At 62.7% G+C, this 16,837-nt stretch carries 16 protein-coding genes; 7 read left to right on the top strand and 9 right to left on the bottom strand.

Annotated features, from left to right (window positions below; translation table 11 throughout):
• The first annotated feature begins 26 nt into the window (after nucleotides 1–26).
• The gene (gshB, locus tag Q1A91_RS04080) at nucleotides 27–962 is read left to right on the top strand and encodes a glutathione synthase (RefSeq protein ID WP_299873192.1); all 936 of its coding nucleotides are present in this window, start codon (nucleotides 27–29) and stop codon (nucleotides 960–962) included.
• Nucleotides 959–1,885 carry an alpha/beta hydrolase gene (locus tag Q1A91_RS04075; RefSeq protein ID WP_299873189.1) on the top strand — a complete coding sequence of 309 codons (927 nt, stop codon included), beginning with the start codon at nucleotides 959–961 and terminating at the stop codon, nucleotides 1,883–1,885. Before gshB ends, Q1A91_RS04075 begins: the two co-directional genes overlap by 4 nt.
• Here Q1A91_RS04075 and Q1A91_RS04070 read toward each other — a convergent pair.
• The 4 genes from Q1A91_RS04070 to cobU all read right to left on the bottom strand — a co-directional run bounded on the left by Q1A91_RS04070 (nucleotide 1,851) and on the right by cobU (nucleotide 5,290).
• Nucleotides 1,851–3,365 carry a YifB family Mg chelatase-like AAA ATPase gene (locus Q1A91_RS04070; protein ID WP_299873186.1) on the bottom strand — a complete coding sequence of 505 codons (1,515 nt, stop codon included), beginning with the start codon at nucleotides 3,363–3,365 and terminating at the stop codon, nucleotides 1,851–1,853. The genes Q1A91_RS04075 and Q1A91_RS04070 overlap by 35 nt on opposite strands.
• Nucleotides 3,366–3,446: 81 nt before the next feature.
• Nucleotides 3,447–4,133: a glutathione S-transferase gene (locus Q1A91_RS04065; protein WP_299873184.1), complete on the bottom strand. Its 687-nt coding sequence runs from the start codon at nucleotides 4,131–4,133 to the stop codon at nucleotides 3,447–3,449.
• Between the two features lie 60 nt (nucleotides 4,134–4,193).
• On the bottom strand, nucleotides 4,194–4,775 hold the full coding sequence (locus tag Q1A91_RS04060) for a histidine phosphatase family protein (protein ID WP_299873180.1): 582 nt from the start codon (nucleotides 4,773–4,775) through the stop codon (nucleotides 4,194–4,196).
• Nucleotides 4,772–5,290 (bottom strand): bifunctional adenosylcobinamide kinase/adenosylcobinamide-phosphate guanylyltransferase, encoded by a 519-nt coding sequence (cobU, locus tag Q1A91_RS04055; protein ID WP_299873177.1) that lies wholly within the window; start codon nucleotides 5,288–5,290, stop codon nucleotides 4,772–4,774. Before cobU ends, Q1A91_RS04060 begins: the two co-directional genes overlap by 4 nt.
• A 96-nt stretch (nucleotides 5,291–5,386) precedes the next feature.
• Here cobU and Q1A91_RS04050 point away from each other — a divergent pair, with 96 nt between their 5' ends.
• The 5 genes from Q1A91_RS04050 to Q1A91_RS04030 all read left to right on the top strand — a co-directional run bounded on the left by Q1A91_RS04050 (nucleotide 5,387) and on the right by Q1A91_RS04030 (nucleotide 11,109).
• Nucleotides 5,387–6,265 carry an RNA polymerase factor sigma-32 gene (locus tag Q1A91_RS04050; RefSeq protein ID WP_299873174.1) on the top strand — a complete coding sequence of 293 codons (879 nt, stop codon included), beginning with the start codon at nucleotides 5,387–5,389 and terminating at the stop codon, nucleotides 6,263–6,265.
• A 79-nt stretch (nucleotides 6,266–6,344) separates the two neighbouring features.
• Entirely contained in the window at nucleotides 6,345–7,547 is a 1,203-nt protein-coding gene (gene coaBC, locus Q1A91_RS04045) for a bifunctional phosphopantothenoylcysteine decarboxylase/phosphopantothenate--cysteine ligase CoaBC (RefSeq protein ID WP_299873172.1), read from the top strand.
• On the top strand, nucleotides 7,544–7,996 hold the full coding sequence (dut, locus tag Q1A91_RS04040) for a dUTP diphosphatase (protein WP_299873169.1): 453 nt from the start codon (nucleotides 7,544–7,546) through the stop codon (nucleotides 7,994–7,996). Before coaBC ends, dut begins: the two co-directional genes overlap by 4 nt.
• Nucleotides 7,996–9,048, top strand: coding sequence for a molybdopterin-synthase adenylyltransferase MoeB (locus Q1A91_RS04035; RefSeq protein ID WP_299873166.1), 1,053 nt, complete (start codon nucleotides 7,996–7,998; stop codon nucleotides 9,046–9,048). The genes dut and Q1A91_RS04035 overlap by 1 nt, the downstream gene beginning before the upstream one ends.
• 48 nt (nucleotides 9,049–9,096) lie before the next feature.
• Nucleotides 9,097–11,109 carry a M3 family metallopeptidase gene (locus tag Q1A91_RS04030; RefSeq protein WP_299873163.1) on the top strand — a complete coding sequence of 671 codons (2,013 nt, stop codon included), beginning with the start codon at nucleotides 9,097–9,099 and terminating at the stop codon, nucleotides 11,107–11,109.
• 199 nt (nucleotides 11,110–11,308) lie between these two features.
• Here the strand turns inward: Q1A91_RS04030 and Q1A91_RS04025 are convergent, their stop codons facing one another.
• Genes Q1A91_RS04025 through mreC form a run of 5 tightly spaced genes read right to left on the bottom strand, consistent with a single transcriptional unit; the run spans nucleotide 11,309 to nucleotide 16,799 of the window.
• Complete coding sequence (locus tag Q1A91_RS04025; protein ID WP_299873160.1) at nucleotides 11,309–12,241, bottom strand: glyoxylate/hydroxypyruvate reductase A; 933 nt, start codon at nucleotides 12,239–12,241, stop codon at nucleotides 11,309–11,311.
• Between the two features lie 3 nt (nucleotides 12,242–12,244).
• A complete protein-coding gene (gene rodA, locus Q1A91_RS04020) occupies nucleotides 12,245–13,384 on the bottom strand; it encodes a rod shape-determining protein RodA (protein ID WP_299873157.1) in 1,140 nt (379 codons plus the stop codon).
• Nucleotides 13,381–15,324, bottom strand: a complete 1,944-nt coding sequence (mrdA, locus tag Q1A91_RS04015; RefSeq protein WP_299873154.1) for a penicillin-binding protein 2 — start codon at nucleotides 15,322–15,324, stop codon at nucleotides 13,381–13,383. The genes rodA and mrdA overlap by 4 nt, the downstream gene beginning before the upstream one ends.
• 22 nt (nucleotides 15,325–15,346) lie before the next feature.
• The gene (locus Q1A91_RS04010; protein ID WP_299873151.1) at nucleotides 15,347–15,886 is read right to left on the bottom strand and encodes a rod shape-determining protein MreD; all 540 of its coding nucleotides are present in this window, start codon (nucleotides 15,884–15,886) and stop codon (nucleotides 15,347–15,349) included.
• A complete protein-coding gene (mreC, locus tag Q1A91_RS04005) occupies nucleotides 15,879–16,799 on the bottom strand; it encodes a rod shape-determining protein MreC (protein ID WP_299873148.1) in 921 nt (306 codons plus the stop codon). Before mreC ends, Q1A91_RS04010 begins: the two co-directional genes overlap by 8 nt.
• Nucleotides 16,800–16,837: the final 38 nt, after the last annotated feature.

The raw sequence follows: 16,837 nt of genomic DNA, 5'->3' as shown, positions 1-16,837 counted from the left end.
GACCCGCAGTATGCAAGGACAGACCCATGAAGATTGCCTTTCAGATGGACCCGATCGGGGCCGTGGACATCAATGCCGACAGCAGCTTTCGTCTTGCGGAAGAGGCGCAAGCGCGGGGGCATACCCTGTTCTTTTACACGCCCGATGATCTGGCGTACCGCGAGGGCAAGATCACGGCGCGGGGGCAGGATTTTACCGTCCAGCGCGTGCAGGGGGATCATGCGCAGCTTGGTCCGGTACGGGATGTGGATCTGGCAGGTTTCGATGTGGTCTGGCTGCGTCAGGACCCGCCATTTGACATGCACTACATCACATCCACCCATTTGCTGGACCGGCTGAAAGACACCACCCTTGTTGTCAACGACCCCTTCTGGGTGCGCAACTTCCCGGAAAAACTGTTGGTTCTGGACTTTCCTGACCTGACGCCGCCCACAACGATTGCGCGCAATCTCGATACCATCAAGGCCTTCAAGGAGGAACATGGCGATGTGATCCTCAAACCGCTCTACGGCAACGGCGGCGCAGGCGTGTTCCGGCTGGACCGCGGTGACCGTAACCTGACCTCCCTGCATGAGCTGTTCACCGGTTTCTCCCGTGAGCCGTTGATTGTGCAAAAGTTCTTGCCCGCCGTCTCCAAAGGCGACAAGCGGGTGATCCTTGTGGATGGGGAAGCCGTCGGCGCCATCAACCGCGTCCCCGCAGAGGGGGAGACACGGTCCAACATGCACGTGGGTGGCCGTCCGGAAAAAATCGGCCTGACGGAACGCGATCTTGAGATTTGCGCGCGGATCGGGCCGCTTCTGCGCGAGAAGGGTCAGGTCTTTGTCGGGATCGACGTGATTGGCGATTATCTGACAGAGATCAACGTGACCTCTCCCACCGGCATTCAGGAGCTGGAGCGGTTTGACGGGGTGAACATCGCCGGACAGATCTGGGATGCAATCGAGGCGCGGCTGGGGTGAGCCTGCGCGCGCGCTTGATCAACACCTGGCTGCGCCGGGTTGAGAAACCGCGTCTGGCACGGGCGGAGCGGCCTGAAGATCTGCGGGAAGGGTTGGAACGGCAGGCCCGGCTTTTCTTTCGCGCGCCGCGCGGCAGCCAGATGCAGTGGCAGGTGTTGGAAGCAGGCCAGCGGCGGCTGGATGCCCTTGAGATTGTGCCGCGCGACCTGCGCAGTGACGGGGTTGTGCTCTACATCCATGGCGGCGCATTCGTTTTTGGCAGTCCACGCACCCATGCTGCCATGGCTGCGGCGCTGGGGGCGCGGTTAGGCGCACGGGTTGTCCTGCCGAAGTACCGTCTTGCGCCGGAAGCGCCCTTTCCGGCGGCGCCTGCGGATGTGCGCACCGCTTGGGATGCGTTGCTGGCGCAGGGCGTTCCAGCGGATCAGATCATCATCGGTGGAGACAGCGCGGGCGGCGCATTGGCGCTCGGCTTGCTGGCAGGAATTTGTGCAGAGGACGGTGCGCAACCCGCAGGTGTGTTCTGTTTATCCCCGCTCACCGATCTCACCTACAGCGGGGAGAGCTTTCATCAGAACGCGGAACGTGAGGCGCTGCTTGCCGCCAGCCGTGCCTTTGAGCTGTCCGAGATGTATCTGGGCGCGCTTGCCGCGGACCGGCCAGATGTGAGCCCGCTCTTTGCAGAGTTCGCCGGGGCCTGTCCGGTGTGGCTCACTGTCGGCGATACGGAGATCCTGCGCGATGACAGCCGGCGCATGGTGCGCAGGCTGGAAGAGCAGGGCGTGCCGGTGACGTTTGAGGAACGCCACGACCTGCCGCATGTCTGGCCCTTGCTGCACAACATCCTGCCGGAAGGGCGCGAAACGCTGGATCAGGTCGCGGCCTGGATCAGGCGTCAACCGGGCTGGCCAGCCGGAAGCTGACCGCTTCTGCGATGTGGCGTTTGTGCAGGACATCTGCGCCGTCCAGATCGGCAATGGTGCGGGCGACCCGCAGGATGCGGTGATACCCCCGCGCAGACAGATGAAACTTCTCTGCCACCCGCGCCAGTAGAGCCTGGGCCTCGGCATCGGGTTGGGTGATCTCTTCGAGCAGGTCGCCCGTGGCATCGGCATTGACGCGCAGTTCCGGATGCGCCGCAAAGCGGGTGGCCTGGACCTGTCGCGCCACGGCGACTCTGTCCGCCACCACGGCGGAACTGTCCCCGCTTGCAGGCAGGCCCAGATCGGTAAAAGCCACCGGTGGGACATCCACGCGCAGGTCGAACCGGTCCATCAGCGGCCCTGAGATGCGGCCCAGATAGTCCTCTCCGCATTGCGGTACGCGCGCGCAGGCGCGCTCAGGATCCGACAGATATCCGCATTTGCAGGGGTTGGCCGCGGCCACCAGCATGAATTTGCAGGGGTATTTCACATGCGCATTGGCGCGGGCGATCATCACCTCGCCATTCTCGATCGGTTGGCGGAGGGTTTCCAGCACGGTGCGTGGAAATTCAGGGAATTCGTCCATGAACAGCACGCCATTGTGGGCAAGACTGACTTCACCGGGCTGCGCGCGGCGTCCGCCGCCGATAATCGCAGCCATCGAGGCGGTGTGGTGCGGTTCACGGAAAGGGCGCGCGCTGGTGATCCCCCCTTCGTCGAGCAGACCGGCAAGGGAGTGGATCATGGAGGTATCCAGCGCTTCTGCCGCGCTGAGCGGGGGCAGGATGGAAGGCAGGCGGGCGGCCAGCATGCTTTTTCCTGAACCGGGGGTGCCGACAAACATCAGGTGGTGCCGCCCGGCAGCGGCAATCTCTAACGCCCGTTTGGCCCGCTCCTGACCTTTGACTTCCCTCAGGTCACGGCCCGTCGGAGGGGCTGCCACCTGTCCGGGTTCGGCAGGGCTGAGCGGGGCCTGACCGGTATAGTGGCGCACCACATCGCCCAGTGAGGCCGCTGCAATCACCTGCGCTTCCCCGACCCAGGCCGCCTCGGCACCCGATCCCAGGGGACACAGAAGCCCCCGGTTGTGTTCGGCAGCGGCCATTGCGGCAGGCAAGGCACCGACGACAGGCACCAAGGTGCCATCGAGGGAAAGCTCCCCCAAGGCCACAGTATTCTGGGTTACATCATCCGGCAGGATGTCGAGGGCCGCGAGCAGCGCCATGGCGATGGGCAGATCGAAATGGCTGCCTTCCTTGGGCAGGTCCGCCGGGCTGAGGTTGATGGTGATGCGTTTGGAAGGCAGGGCAATGGCCATGGATGTCAGCGCCGTGCGCACGCGGTCGCGCGCTTCTGACACCGCCTTGTCCGGCAGACCAACGATAGAGAACGCCGGCAGACCTGCGGTCACGGCGCATTGCACCTCAACCATCCGCGCCTCGATCCCCTGGAAGGCAACTGTATAGGCGCGTGCAACCAAGCGACCTTTCTCCTTAAACTTGGTTAAGGGGTAAGGCGGCTTGGTTTACGAATGATTAACAACGAGTGGTCTGCCCCGCGCTCAGTCGCTTTCCGGCCAGGGTGCTGTTGGCACGCCCATGTCGTAGGGGAAGGGGTCATATGTGACCTTCAGCCCTTCGGCCCGCCATGCCTTGAACGCCGGGTCTGCGATGGTGGTGTCACAATAGGCGCGTGCAGAGGCTGAAACCGGCAGGTCGTATCCGACGATCCGCGCGGTGACCGGGGCGTAGAAGACATCCGCCAGACTGTATGCGCCAAAAAGCCATGGCCCCTCTGTCTTGCGTGTCGCGCGGGCGTGATCCCAAAGCTCTTCAAGCCGTTTCAGATCACCGCGCAGGGCATCGGATGGGGGAAACCCTTTGTTCACATGTTGCAACTGCATCGGGCATTCATCGCGCAGGGTGGCAAATCCAGCGGTCATGGCAGCAGACAGCCACCGTGCCGTTGCGCGGTCCGCAGGATCCTGCGGCCACATGTCAACGTCCGGATGACGTTCCGCCAGCGTTTCGGCCATCGCCAGCGTTTCACCCACAACGGTGCCTTCGGGTGTCCGCAATGTGGGGACCAGTCTGGCCGGTTTCAGATGCGCCAAATCAACGTCCATCGTCTTGGCATAGAGCCCGACCAGATGGCAGTTGAACGGCAGGTTGAATTTTTCCAACATCAGCCAGCCCCGCAAGGACCAACTGGAGAAGGTGCGATCACCGATATAGAGGTCATATGTCATGTCGGGCAGGCTAATCGCCGCGCGGTCATGGTGCCAAACGCTATTGTGTGACGGGGTGCATCACGGAGTGTGATTGATCCCCTGCACCTGCCATCTGCCCTCAACATGGGTGATCTGCGTGACGGATAGGTTGTCGATCTTATGCGCCATCGCCTCATAGGCGGAGACTTCCAGCGCGCGCTGGACCTGCGTCAGGATCGCGCCGAAATGGGCAACGGCAATGATATGGGCCTCCGGGTGCGCCATGTTCATCCGGTCCACAACGGCGTCGATCCGTGCGGCGGCTTCGTTCCAGCTTTCGCCACCGGGGGCGCGGATGGTGCCGGGGGTTTCCCAGTAGGCGCGGCTGAGTTCGGGATCGCGCTTGGCGACCTCGGTGAAGTGCATCCCGTCCCAGACGCCAAAGTGCAGTTCCCGCAGGCCCGCGTCATGGGGCAATCGCCGACGTCTGGCACTGCCCAATACGTCAGCGGTGGCCACGCACCGCGACAGGTCTGAGGAGATCATCAGCGCGTCTTGGGGCAAATGCGCATCGAGGCGTGCAAGGGTTGCGGTATCCGACAGATCCGCAGGAATATCCCGCCAGCCCACAAAGGTCTTCGCATGGGTCGGCCCATGGCGCACCCAGTGCCAGGTTGTCATGGCAATGTCCCCTTCAGCACCAGTGGCAATCCGGCGATCACGTTCACAACCACATCGGCCTGCGCGGCCAGGGCAATGTTCAGGCGACCCTGAGCATTGCGAAACTGCCGGGCCAGTGCGTTTTGCGGGACAATGCCATGCCCGACCTCGTTGGAGACGATGATCCACGGCGCCGGGCAATGGTGCAGGCCGGACAGCAGGGCATCCTGCGCGCGATCCAGATCCGATCCGGCCATCATATGGTTGTTCAGCCACATGGTTGCGCAGTCGATCAGCACCACCGTGTCAGGTGCAAGGGTGCGGAGGGTATCGGCAGGATCCAGCGGAGATTCACAGGTGGTCCACCGCGCATCCCGGCGCATTTGATGGACTTTTACACGTTTCTCTGTTTCCGCGTCGAAGATTTGACCCGTCGCAATGTAAGTCATTGGCCGACCGTAGCTTTCGGTCATTTTCTCGGCCCATTCCGATTTGCCGGAAGCCGCTCCGCCGAGCACAAATACACCATTTTGCAACTTTTTTCTCTCCAATTTGGAACCAATCGGCAGGGTCATGCGTAGACATAACAAAGGTGCGCCACAAGGCATGCCGCGTGATAGGGAGAATGATGAATGACGGTGCACACGGCGCGTGAGTTTTCTTTAGCACGTACCGCGATGAAGGCAGAATTGCTGGATGCGGAGACGGAATTGCGGTTGGCCTATGCCTGGCGCGATGACCGCGATGAAGCGGCGCTTCACCGGTTGATCACCGCATACATGCGGCTGGCGATCTCCATGGCGGGCAAGTTCAAACGCTATGGCGCGCCGATGAATGACCTTATCCAAGAGGCGGGTCTGGGCCTGATGAAGGCGGCGGACAAGTTTGATCCCGACCGCGGTGTGCGGTTCTCCACCTATGCGGTGTGGTGGATCAAAGCCTCCATTCAGGACCACGTGATGCGCAACTGGTCGATGGTGCGCACCGGGTCCACGTCCTCGCAGAAATCCCTCTTTTTCAACATGCGCCGCGTGCAGGCCCGGTTGGAGCGCGAAGCGGCCGCTGCGGGTGAGACGCTTGATCGCCACCAGCTGCGCCAGATGATCTCAACAGAGATTGGCGTGCCGCTGCATGATGTGGAGATGATGGAAGGGCGATTGTCCGGTTCTGACTATTCCCTGAACGCCACGCAGTCGGCTGAGGATGAGGGCCGTGAGTGGATCGATGCGCTGGTTGACGACAGCGCACAGGCGGCTGAGCAGGTTGAAGAAAGCCACGACAACCAACAGCTGCGCAACTGGCTGGTCACCGCCATGGGCGAGCTGAACGACCGGGAGCAGTTCATCGTGCGGGAGCGCAAGCTGCGCGACCAGCCCCGCACGCTTGAGAGCCTCGGCACAGAGCTGAGCCTGTCGAAAGAGCGGGTGCGTCAGCTGGAGGCTGCGGCCTTCATCAAGATGCGCAAATCGCTTCAGGGGCAATCCCAGGAAGTGATGCATTTCCTCAACTGAACGGTCGACCCGCTGAGGGCTGGCAGATCACGCTGACCCGGCCTATGGTCCCCCCGTTAACGCGGTGAGAGGACAACCCATGCTGGCGGGCAAACATATTCTGCTGATCATCGGGGGCGGTATCGCCGCCTATAAATCGCTGGAGCTGATCCGGTTGCTGCGCACGGCGGGTGCGCAGGTGACACCCGTGCTGACCAAAGCCGGGTCCGAGTTTGTCACGCCCTTGTCGATTTCCGCCCTTGCAGGAAGCAAGGTCTACAGCGACCTGTTTGATCTGGGCGATGAAGCCGAGATGGGGCACATCCAGCTGAGCCGCGTTGCGGATCTGGTGGTGGTGGCCCCGGTTACAGCAGATCTGATGGCCAAGATGGCATCCGGGCTGGCAAGTGATCTGGCCTCTACGCTGCTGTTGGCGACGGATACACCCGTGCTGATGGCCCCTGCGATGAATGTGCGGATGTGGGAACACGCCGCGACACAGCGCAACCTTGCAACCTTGCAGGGGGACGGCATCGCCGTCGTTGGCCCCAATGCAGGGGACATGGCCTGCGGTGAATATGGGCCCGGTCGGATGGCGGAACCTGCTGAAATCATGGCCGCAATCGACGCGCAACTGGGGCAGGGGCCGCTCACGGGCAAGCGCGTGCTGATCACGTCGGGACCCACGCATGAGCCGATTGATCCGGTGCGCTACATTGCGAACCGATCCTCCGGGGCGCAGGGAACAGCCATCGCGACCGCGCTGGCAGCACTTGGCGCTGAGGTGGTGTTTGTCACCGGGCCTGCTGATGTGCCGCCGCCCTCTGGCGTGCATGTCATCCGGGTCGAGACGGCCCATCAGATGCTGGACGCGGTACAGGCGGCCTTGCCCTGCGATGCGGCGGTCTTTGCTGCTGCTGTTGCAGACTGGCGCGTGGCATCGGCCAGTGACAGCAAGCTCAAGAAAACCAAAGATGGATTGCCCGCGCTCACCTTTGCGGAGAACCCCGACATCCTGCATACCGTCGCGCAGATGACAAAGGGCCGTCCCGCCCTTGTCGTCGGCTTCGCGGCAGAGACGGACGATGTTCTGGCCAATGCCACAGCCAAGCGTGCGCGCAAGGGGTGCGACTGGATCGTGGCCAATGATGTCTCTCCTGAAACGGGCATCATGGGGGGCGCGGAAAACGCTGTGACCCTGATCAGCGACAGCGGATCAGAAAGCTGGCCGCGCATGGGCAAGGACGCGGTGGCTGCGCAACTGGCCCAGCGGATTGCCGACGCTTTGGGGCGTGCTCCGTGACGGTGATCCGGCTGGTCTGGGCCGAGGGCGCAGATCCATCGCTTGGCCTGCCTGCCTATGAAACGCCGGGTGCGGCTGGGGCGGATCTGCGCGCCAACCTGCGGGGTGGTCCGGTGCAGATCGCGTCCGGGGCGCGGGCGCTGATTTCAACCGGACTGCACATGGAAATCCCTTTGGGGTTTGAAGTGCAGGTGCGCCCACGGTCGGGGCTCGCGCTGAAACACGGGATTACGCTGCCCAACAGCCCCGGCACCATCGACAGCGACTATCGCGGTGTGGTGGGGGTGATCCTGTTGAATGCCGGGGAACAGGCGTTTGAGGTCACCCACGGCATGCGCATCGCGCAAATGGTGGTCGCGCCGGTCACGCAGGCTAGGTTCGAGGTCTCAGATGTCTTGTCCGCCACAGCGCGGGGGCAGGGCGGGTTTGGGTCGACCGGGGTAGGCTGATGATACTGGTTTTTGCAATGGCTGCTGCAATCTGGTTCGGTGGCGCACTGATGGATGCGCCGCGACAGGCGCGGCTGATTTTGCTCAGCCTTCTTTATGTGGCGGTGCTGGGCATTCAGGTGGCGTTTCCCGCAGGCCATCCGCTGGTGCAGGCCACCGGGGGCAGTGCAGCACTTTGGCTGATCCTGGGCGGATTTGTTGCGCTTTTCATCGGCTACCGCGCGGTGTTGCGTCAGCTCCGAAGCCGGGTCACGGGCATTGCAGCGGCCCCTTTGATGGACGCCGAGAAACCCAAAACGCTGAGCGAGACAGAGCTGAATCGCTACGCCCGCCATATCGTGCTGCGCGAAGTCGGCGGCGCTGGGCAAAAGGCGTTGAGAGACGCGAAAGTGCTGGTCATTGGCGCAGGCGGCCTTGGCGCGCCCGCGTTGCAATACCTTGCGGCAGCAGGGGTTGGGACCATTGGTGTGATTGACGATGACACGGTGGAAAACGCCAATCTGCAACGGCAGGTCATCCACAAGGACAGCGCCATCGGGATGCCCAAGGTGTTCTCTGCCCAGAAAGAGATGGAAGCGCAGAACCCTTACGTGACCGTGCGCCCCTACAACCGGCGCTTTACCGACGACATCGCGGCAGAGCTGGTGGCGGAATATGATCTGGTGCTGGACGGCTGCGATAACTTTGAGACGCGATATCTGGTCAACGCGACCTGCGTGGCCGGGAAGGTGCCGATGATTTCCGGCGCGCTCAGCCAGTGGGAGGGGCAGTTGAGCGTGTTTGATCCAGCCACCAACGGGCCTTGCTACGAATGTATCTTCCCCACCGCCCCCGCACCGCATCTGGCCCCCAGTTGTGCAGAGGCGGGCGTGATCGGGCCGCTGCCCGGTGTGGTTGGCGCCATGATGGCGGTGGAGGCGATCAAGATGATCACCGGGGCGGGCACGCCCCTGCGGTGTCAGATGATGATCTATGACGCGCTTTATGGCGAAAGCCGTCAGATTGCGCTCGGCCCCCGCGCCGATTGCCCGGTCTGCGGCAATCGCGCCTGATTGTAACGCCGCCCCCGCGCCCTTACCTGACCTTCAAAGGAGAACCGCATGACAAACCCGCTGCTGCAAGACTGGACCACGCCTTTTGGGATCGCGCCCTTTGATCAGGTGTCTGACGATGATTTTGCGCCCGCTCTGGAGGAGGCGCTGGCGGCGCATCTGGCAGAGATCGCCGCGATTGCTGACACCCCGGATGCGCCGACTTTCGCGAACACCGTGGAAGCGCTGGAAGCTGCGGGCACCGGGTTGGACAAGGTGCTGGGCGTGTTTTTCACCGTCGCGGGTGCTGACAGCAATCCCGCGCGGGAGGATTTGCAGCGGGCGTTTTCCCCCAAGCTCGCCGCGCATTTCTCTGAAATCTCCGGCAACAAGGCGTTGTTTGCGCGGGTGAACGCGGTTTGGGAAAGCCGTGATGCCCTGACGCTGAGCGCGGAACAGGCGCGGGTGCTGATGCTGACCCATCGCGGCTTTGTGCGGGCGGGTGCCGCACTGGAAGGCGCGGCAGAGGTGCGGATGAAAGAGATCAAGGCGCGGCTGGCGGTGCTGGGCACGTCCTTTACGCAGAACCTGCTGGCGGATGAGCGGGCGTGGTTCATGGAACTGGCCGAGGATGATCTGGACGGTTTGCCCGACTTTGTCGTCGCGGCGGCCCGTGCAGCGGGGGAAGAGAAGGGGGCGGATGGCCCTGTTGTCACCCTCTCACGATCGCTGATTGTGCCGTTTCTGCAATTCTCCCCCCGGCGCGATCTGCGCGAAAAGGCGTTCCGCGCGTGGGAAGCGCGTGGGGCAAATGGCGGCGAGACGGACAACCGCGCCATCGCGGCAGAAACGCTGGCCCTGCGGGAAGAACGTGCGAAGCTGTTGGGCTATGCGACCTTCGCGGACTACAAGCTGGAAACCGAAATGGCCAAGACACCCGACGCGGTGCGCAGGCTGTTGATGGATGTCTGGAAACCCGCCAAAGCGCAGGCCGAAGTGGATGCCGCTGTGCTGACCGAGATGATGCACGCCGACGGCATAAACGAAGCGCTGGCACCCTGGGACTGGCGCTATTACGCTGAAAAGCGGCGCGCGGCGGAGCATGATCTGGATGAAGCGGCGTTGAAGCCCTACTTCCAACTGGACCGCATGATCGAGGCGTCTTTTGCCTGTGCGCACCGCCTGTTTGGTCTGGAATTCGCACCGCTGGACGTGCCGCTGTATCACCCCGATTGCCGGGCGTGGAATGTGACGCGGGACGGCAAGCATGTGGCGGTGTTCATCGGGGATTACTTCGCACGCGGGTCCAAACGGTCGGGCGCGTGGTGTTCTGCGATGCGCGCGCAGGCGAAGTTCCCGCAGGTGCAAAGCCCGGTGGTGATCAACGTGTGCAACTTCGCCAAATCCGATCCGGCGCTGTTGTCCTATGACGACGCGCGGACGCTGTTCCATGAGTTTGGCCATGCGCTGCACCAGATGCTGTCTGACGTGACCTATGAAAGCGTGTCGGGCACCTCCGTCGCGCGGGATTTTGTCGAATTGCCGAGCCAGCTTTATGAACACTGGCTGGAAGTGCCGGAGGTCTTGGCAGAATTTGCGACCCATGCAGAGACGGGTGAGGCGATGCCGAAAGAGATGCTCGACAAGGTGCTGGGGGCCGCGACCTTTGATATGGGGTTCCAGACGGTGGAATATGTGGCCTCCGCGCTGGTTGATCTGTCATTCCACGACGGTGCGGCCCCTGCTGATCCGATGGCGCGTCAGGTGGAAGTGCTGAGTGAGATCGGCATGCCGGAGGCGATCCGGATGCGCCATGCAACGCCGCAGTTTGCCCATGTGTTTGCAGGGGACGGATATTCCAGCGGCTATTACAGCTACATGTGGTCCGAGGTGATGGACGCCGATGCGTTTGAAGCCTTTGAGGAAGCAGGTGGTGCTTTTGATCCGGAACGGGCAAGGGCGCTGGAGGAGCATATTCTCTCCACCGGCGGATCACAGGATGCGGCAGAACTTTATGTGGCGTTCCGGGGGCGTTTGCCGGGGGTGGAGGCCCTTTTGAAAGGGCGCGGACTGGCGGCCTAGAACGGCGCAGGGACGCATTTGTCCCCGCGGGGACAGGCATTAACCTTTTGTTACCATCACGGAAACAGGGGGTTGGCGGTGTGTCTTAAGGTTAATTCTGTACGAGGCAACGCCCTGTTGTCCGTAGGGTGCGCATTCACTGCGCACCGTACTCCATTGGCAACCGGCGCGGTGGTGCGCAGTAAATGCGCACCCTACGTCAGTATCCCAATGCGCGGTCCACGAGATTGATAAACGGCTCCCCCGCCTCGCCCCGGCGCACGTTCTCTGCAATGACCTGTGACGCCGTTCCCGCCCGTGTCTCCGCCGCGATGTGTGGGGTGACGGTGACATTCGGATGCGCCCAATAGGGGTTCTCCGGCGGTAGGGGTTCCTCGCGGAACACATCGAGCGTGGCGTGGGCGATGTGGCCTGTATCCAGTGCATCCAACAGCGCTGCATCCTCGATCAACGGCCCGCGCCCCGGATTGATGATCCGCGCGCCTTTGGGCATCAGCGCCAGCGTCTCAGCATTCAGCGTGTTGGTGGTGGCGGGCGTGTCGGGCAGCAGGAGCACGGCAATCTCGGCCCGGTGCAGCGCCTCTTTCAGTCCCTCCGGCCCGTGCAGGCAGTCGACGCCCGCGACCTCTTTGGGGCTGCGTGACCAGCCGGTGACGTTGAAGCCAAGCTGCACCAGCGTCCGGGCTGCGGCAGCCCCCAGTGCGCCAAGCCCCAGCATGACCACGGACCGTTCCTGCGCCAGCGGCACCTCGCGGGGCTCCCATTTGGCATCCGTGCGCAAAACATCAGTGTCCATGTCCAGATGATAACGCAGCACATGGCCGGTGACCCATTCGACCATGCCTTTTGTCAGCCCCGGATCCACCATCCGCGCCAGCGGAATGTGCAGGGTTTTGTTGCCCGTGATCGCTTCGACACCGGCCCAGAGGTTCAGCACCGCCTTTGCGCGGGTGTAGGGGGTGAAGTCCTGTAGATCGCTGTTGGGGGCATAGATGATGTAGTCCACCTCCGCCGGGGGGATGTCCATGGCCAGATGCACCTCGATCCCGGCTTGGGCAAAAGCGGCGCGCAGGGGCGCTTCATACACCGTCCAACGCTCAGTCTTGGCGGCAAAAAGGACATTCACGGGCATGGGTTACCTCGGTCTGTGGACATGGGCGGATTGCACCAGCCCGAAAGCCAGCATCAACACCAGCATCGCTGACCCGCCATAGCTGACCAGCGGCAGCGGGACCCCCACAACCGGGGCGAGCCCCATGACCATCGACATGTTCACCGCGAAGAACAGAAAGAAGTTCAGCGCAATGCCAAGGGTGAGCAGGGAGGAGAAGCGGTCCTTGTTGAGCAGCGCGGTGACCACGCAGAACAGGATAATCAGCGCATAAAGCCCCAGAAGGGAGACTGCGCCGAGAAATCCGAATTCCTCCGCCAGGGTGGTGAAGATGAAATCGGTGTGTTTTTCCGGCAGGAAGTTCAGCCGTGATTGCGTGCCCTGCATGAACCCGCGTCCGGTCCATCCCCCTGATCCCAGCGCGATCTTGGATTGGGTGATGTGGTAGCCTGCGCCCAATGGGTCTGCGGCAGGATCAAGGAAGGTATCCACACGCCGGTATTGGTAGTCGTTCAGCAATTGCCAGCCGGTGCCGCGGGATTGAAACACCGCCGTGATCAAGCCAAGGCCAGAGGCAATGACAGCGGCGAAATAGGCCCAGTGCACCCCTGCCAGAAACATCAGCCCGCCGCCTGCGGTCAGCAACAACAGCGAAGTGCCGAGGTCCGGCTGGCGCAGGACAAGCGCGGTTGGCACAAGAATAATCAGCACCGGCAGCAGCACCCAAAGGGGCTTTGACACTTTCTTGGCAGGCAGCCAGTCGTAATAGGCGGCCAGAAACATCACCAGCGTGATCTTCATCAGTTCCGAGGGCTGCAAATCCATGAAGCCCAGATCAATCCACCGTTGCGAGCCTTTGCGCTCATCCCCGATCAGCGCCACTGCGACCAGCAGCAGCAAGGACACCGCATAGGCAAGACCCGACAGGTTACGCCAGAGCCAGATCGGGATCATGGCGACCACAAACAGCAACGTAAGCCCCATCGCGAAACGTTTCATCTGCGGTTCTGCCCAGGGGCTGAAGGATCCGCCCGCAACGGAGTAGAGCATCAGGAAACCGATGCCACAGACAGATCCCAAAAGCAGCACCAGCGGCCAGTTCAGGAACAGGATCTTGCGCAGCCCAACCGGCGTAGATTTGACCGTACCCTCAAGATAACTCATGCCTGATCGCTTCCCTGAATGGCGGCCTGCGGCTGCATCTCGCGCAGCTTGCGCTGCTGGGTTTCGATCCGGTCCCGGTCGCGGGTCGGATAGGCTTCAAGCGGCGGCTCGCCTGCGTAGAGGGCTTGCAGCATCACGTCACGCGCAATGGGGGCCGCGGCAGAGGACCCGCCGCCGCCATGCTCAACCAGAACAGAGATTGCGTAGCGGGGGGCCTCATAAGGCGCATAGCCCACGAACAGCGCGTGGTCGCGCCGTTCCCATGGCAGGTCGGCGTTGCGGGTCACGCCGCGCGCGCGTTCGGCGGCGGTGATGTTGCGGACCTGAGAGGTGCCGGTCTTGCCAGCCATGCGCATGCCGTCGGCAATGATCCGGGAGCTGTAGGCCGTTCCGCGCCGTTCGTTGACGACCTGATACATGCCGGTGCGCATCTGGCGCAGGTTGTTTTCGTTCATGTCCAGACCGGTGATATCGGGCATTTCCTGTTCCACGCCGTCGATGGTCTTGATCAGGCGCGGGGAGAGTAGCCTGCCCGTGGCGAGCCGCGCAGTCATCACCGCCAGCTGCATCGGAGAGGCCAGCATAAACCCCTGCCCGATAGAGGCGTTGACGCTGTCGCCAATCACCCATTCGTCGCCACGGGTGCGCTGTTTCCAGTCCTTTGTCGGCGTCAGGCCAGCCGCGACAGAGGACAGGGACAGCTCATGTTTGACACCCAGCCCAAAGCGGTTCGCCATGGCGGTGATCTTCTCAATCCCGACTTTCAGGGCGAGATCATAGTAATAGACGTCACAGGATTGCTTGATGGAGTTCTTGAGGTCCATCCAGCCATGCCCCACCCGTTTCCAGCAGTGAAACCGTCGGCCCCCGACTTCCAGATGGCCGGGGCACCAGGTGATTTCTTCGGGGCCGGTCAGCCCTTCTTCCAGCGCGGCCATGGCCACGATCATCTTGAAGGTCGAGCCGGGGGGATAGGTGCCCTGCACGGTCTTGTTGACCAGCGGGCGGTACTTCGAGTTCAGCAGCGGGTCATAATCCCTGGAGGAAATGCCGCCGATAAAGAGGTTCGGGTCGTAGCTGGGGGCGGAGGCATTGGCGACCAGATCGCCGGTTTCGCAGTCCATCACGACCACGGCGGCACTTTCACCGGTCAGGCGCGCCTGCACATAGCGTTGCAGTTCAGCGTCCAGTGTCAGCTGCACATCCAGCCCTGATTGTCCTTCCCTGCGGGACAATTCGCGCATCACCCGGCCTGTGGCGTTGACTTCGACCTGCTTGGTGCCGGCGGAGCCGCGCAGGACGGCTTCCTGTCGGGCCTCCACGTTGATCTTGCCAATCTGGAAGCGCGGGATGCGCAGCAGCTGGTCGGGTGTTTCCAGCGCGTCAAGGTCGGCCTGGCTGACCCGGCCCACGCGGCCCACAACATGGGCAAAGTCCGATCCGCGCGGATAGACGCGGGTCAGACCGACTTCGGGTGTGATGCCGGGCAGGGCAGGCGCGTTCACGCTGACTTTGCTCACGTCTTCCCAGCTGACGTCATCCACGATGGTGACCGGCAGAAACGGGGCGGAGCGTTTCACTTCAGCCACGGCGCGGGTCAGGGTATCGGGGTCAATCTCGATAATCTGGGCAAGCCGCTGCATCACCTTGTCGACATCGCCTGCATCCTCGCGGACCATGACGATCCGGTAGGAGGGGACGTTCTGGGCCAGACGCACACCGTTGCGGTCGAAAATCTCGCCGCGGGCGGGGGGGATCAGGCGGATGTTGATGCGGTTTTCTTCGGCCAGCAGACGGAATTGATCGGCCTGATCCACTTGCAGATACCGCATCCGCGCGGCCAGCCCGCCCACAAACAGCAACTGCACCCCGCCCAGCAGGGCAGCGCGGCGGGTCAGCTTGGCGTGGCTGGCTTCGTTTTCTGCGCGGTTGCGTTTCATGGCGGTGCGTTTGTCTCCTCCGTCAGGCGCGTTGCCCCAATGCGTCCATCTCTCCGGGGGCCATTTTGCGGACCCCCATCAGCCAATGGCTGACAGCGACGACCAAGGGGTAGATTAGCAGGGTCATGCCCGCTTCGGAAAGGCTAAGCCCCCAGCCGGGCAAATCAACCAGTACGATGGCCAGAATGATGCGGTTGGCCAGCATGATCCCGATGATGATCAGCGTCACGCTGATCCATTCGGCAAGGAAGTTGGAATCGCGCAGGCTGCGGCCCTGGTTCTTGAGGTTTTCACAGCCGATCAAGGCCAGCAATGCCCACAGACCCGGCGGGCGTTGCAGCAGCAGGTCTGCCAGAAAGAACAGGACCGCAAGGATCGGCATGGGCACATAGTCCGGGCGGCGCAGGCACCAAGCGCAGGCAAAGGCAAGCAGCAGGTTTGGTCCGGCAAACCAGCGCGGCGTTGTCTCCAGCGGCAGCAGTTGGAAGAACAGGATCACCATCGCCAGCAACACGAAACCGGCGCGCATGATCCACAGGCGGGTGGGGGACAGATCACTCATTTGCAACGGCAGGGGTGTCAGGCAGGATGTCGTCCTGCGGGATCAACGGGCCGGAGGGGGCGATGACCTGTGCGGTGTCGGTGACCGCTTCGGTGCCGTAGTGGCGCAGCACGCGGAGGAATTTGAGGCGCTCATAGTCGGCGGCCAAACGCACCCGCAAACGCCCACCGGGGTCCGCCGCGACCTGGCCGATCAGCAGGCCCGCAGGGAACACACCGCCGTCGCCGGAACTGATCACCCGGTCGCCGGGGCGCACCAGATCAGGGCTTTCGATGAAGTCGATGAAGGGAGCGGCGGAATTGTCGCCTGCCACGATCGCGCGCTGGCCGGAGGGCTGGATGGTCGCCGGGATGCGGCTGGAGGCATCGGTGAGCAGGATCACGCGGGCGGTGTTTTCGCCAAGGCCGGAGATACGTCCGACAAGCCCGATGCCGTCCATCGTGGCCCAGCCATCCAGCAGCCCGTCGCGTGCGCCGACGTTCAGCAGCACCGATTGCCGAAACGGCGATCCGCTGTCGGCCAGCACAACGCCGGTGATGAACGTCAGGCGCGGATCAAGCCGCACCTTGTTCAGATCCAGGAGCCGGGCGTTTTCCTGCTCCAACTGCAGGGCGGCTTCTTTCCATGCCTGCATCTGCCTGAGTTCGCTGCGCAGTTCCTGGTTTTGCTCTGACAGCCTCTGATAACTTTGAAAGTCCCGCAGCAGATTGATGGTGCCAGTGACAGGTGCCATGGCCCAGTCAAAGTTGGGGACCAGCCGGTCCGTGACCTGCGCGCGGAAACGTTCGACGCGCGGGCTGTCGATGCGCCACAGGAGGAAGGTTGCCCCAAGGATGATGACCAGCACAGCCAGCAACAACCGGCGCAGCGGGCCGGTGTAATCTGTTGTTGCGAGTGATCTGTCTCTGGCCATGGGTAGGCTGCGCTCCTGCCCGGATTGGCCTGAGCGGC

The organism is uncultured Sulfitobacter sp. (assembly GCF_947500075.1).
Lineage (GTDB): Bacteria > Pseudomonadota > Alphaproteobacteria > Rhodobacterales > Rhodobacteraceae > Sulfitobacter.
Note: the sequence above shows the minus strand (reverse complement) of the source record. Positions and strands in the feature narration are given on the sequence as shown.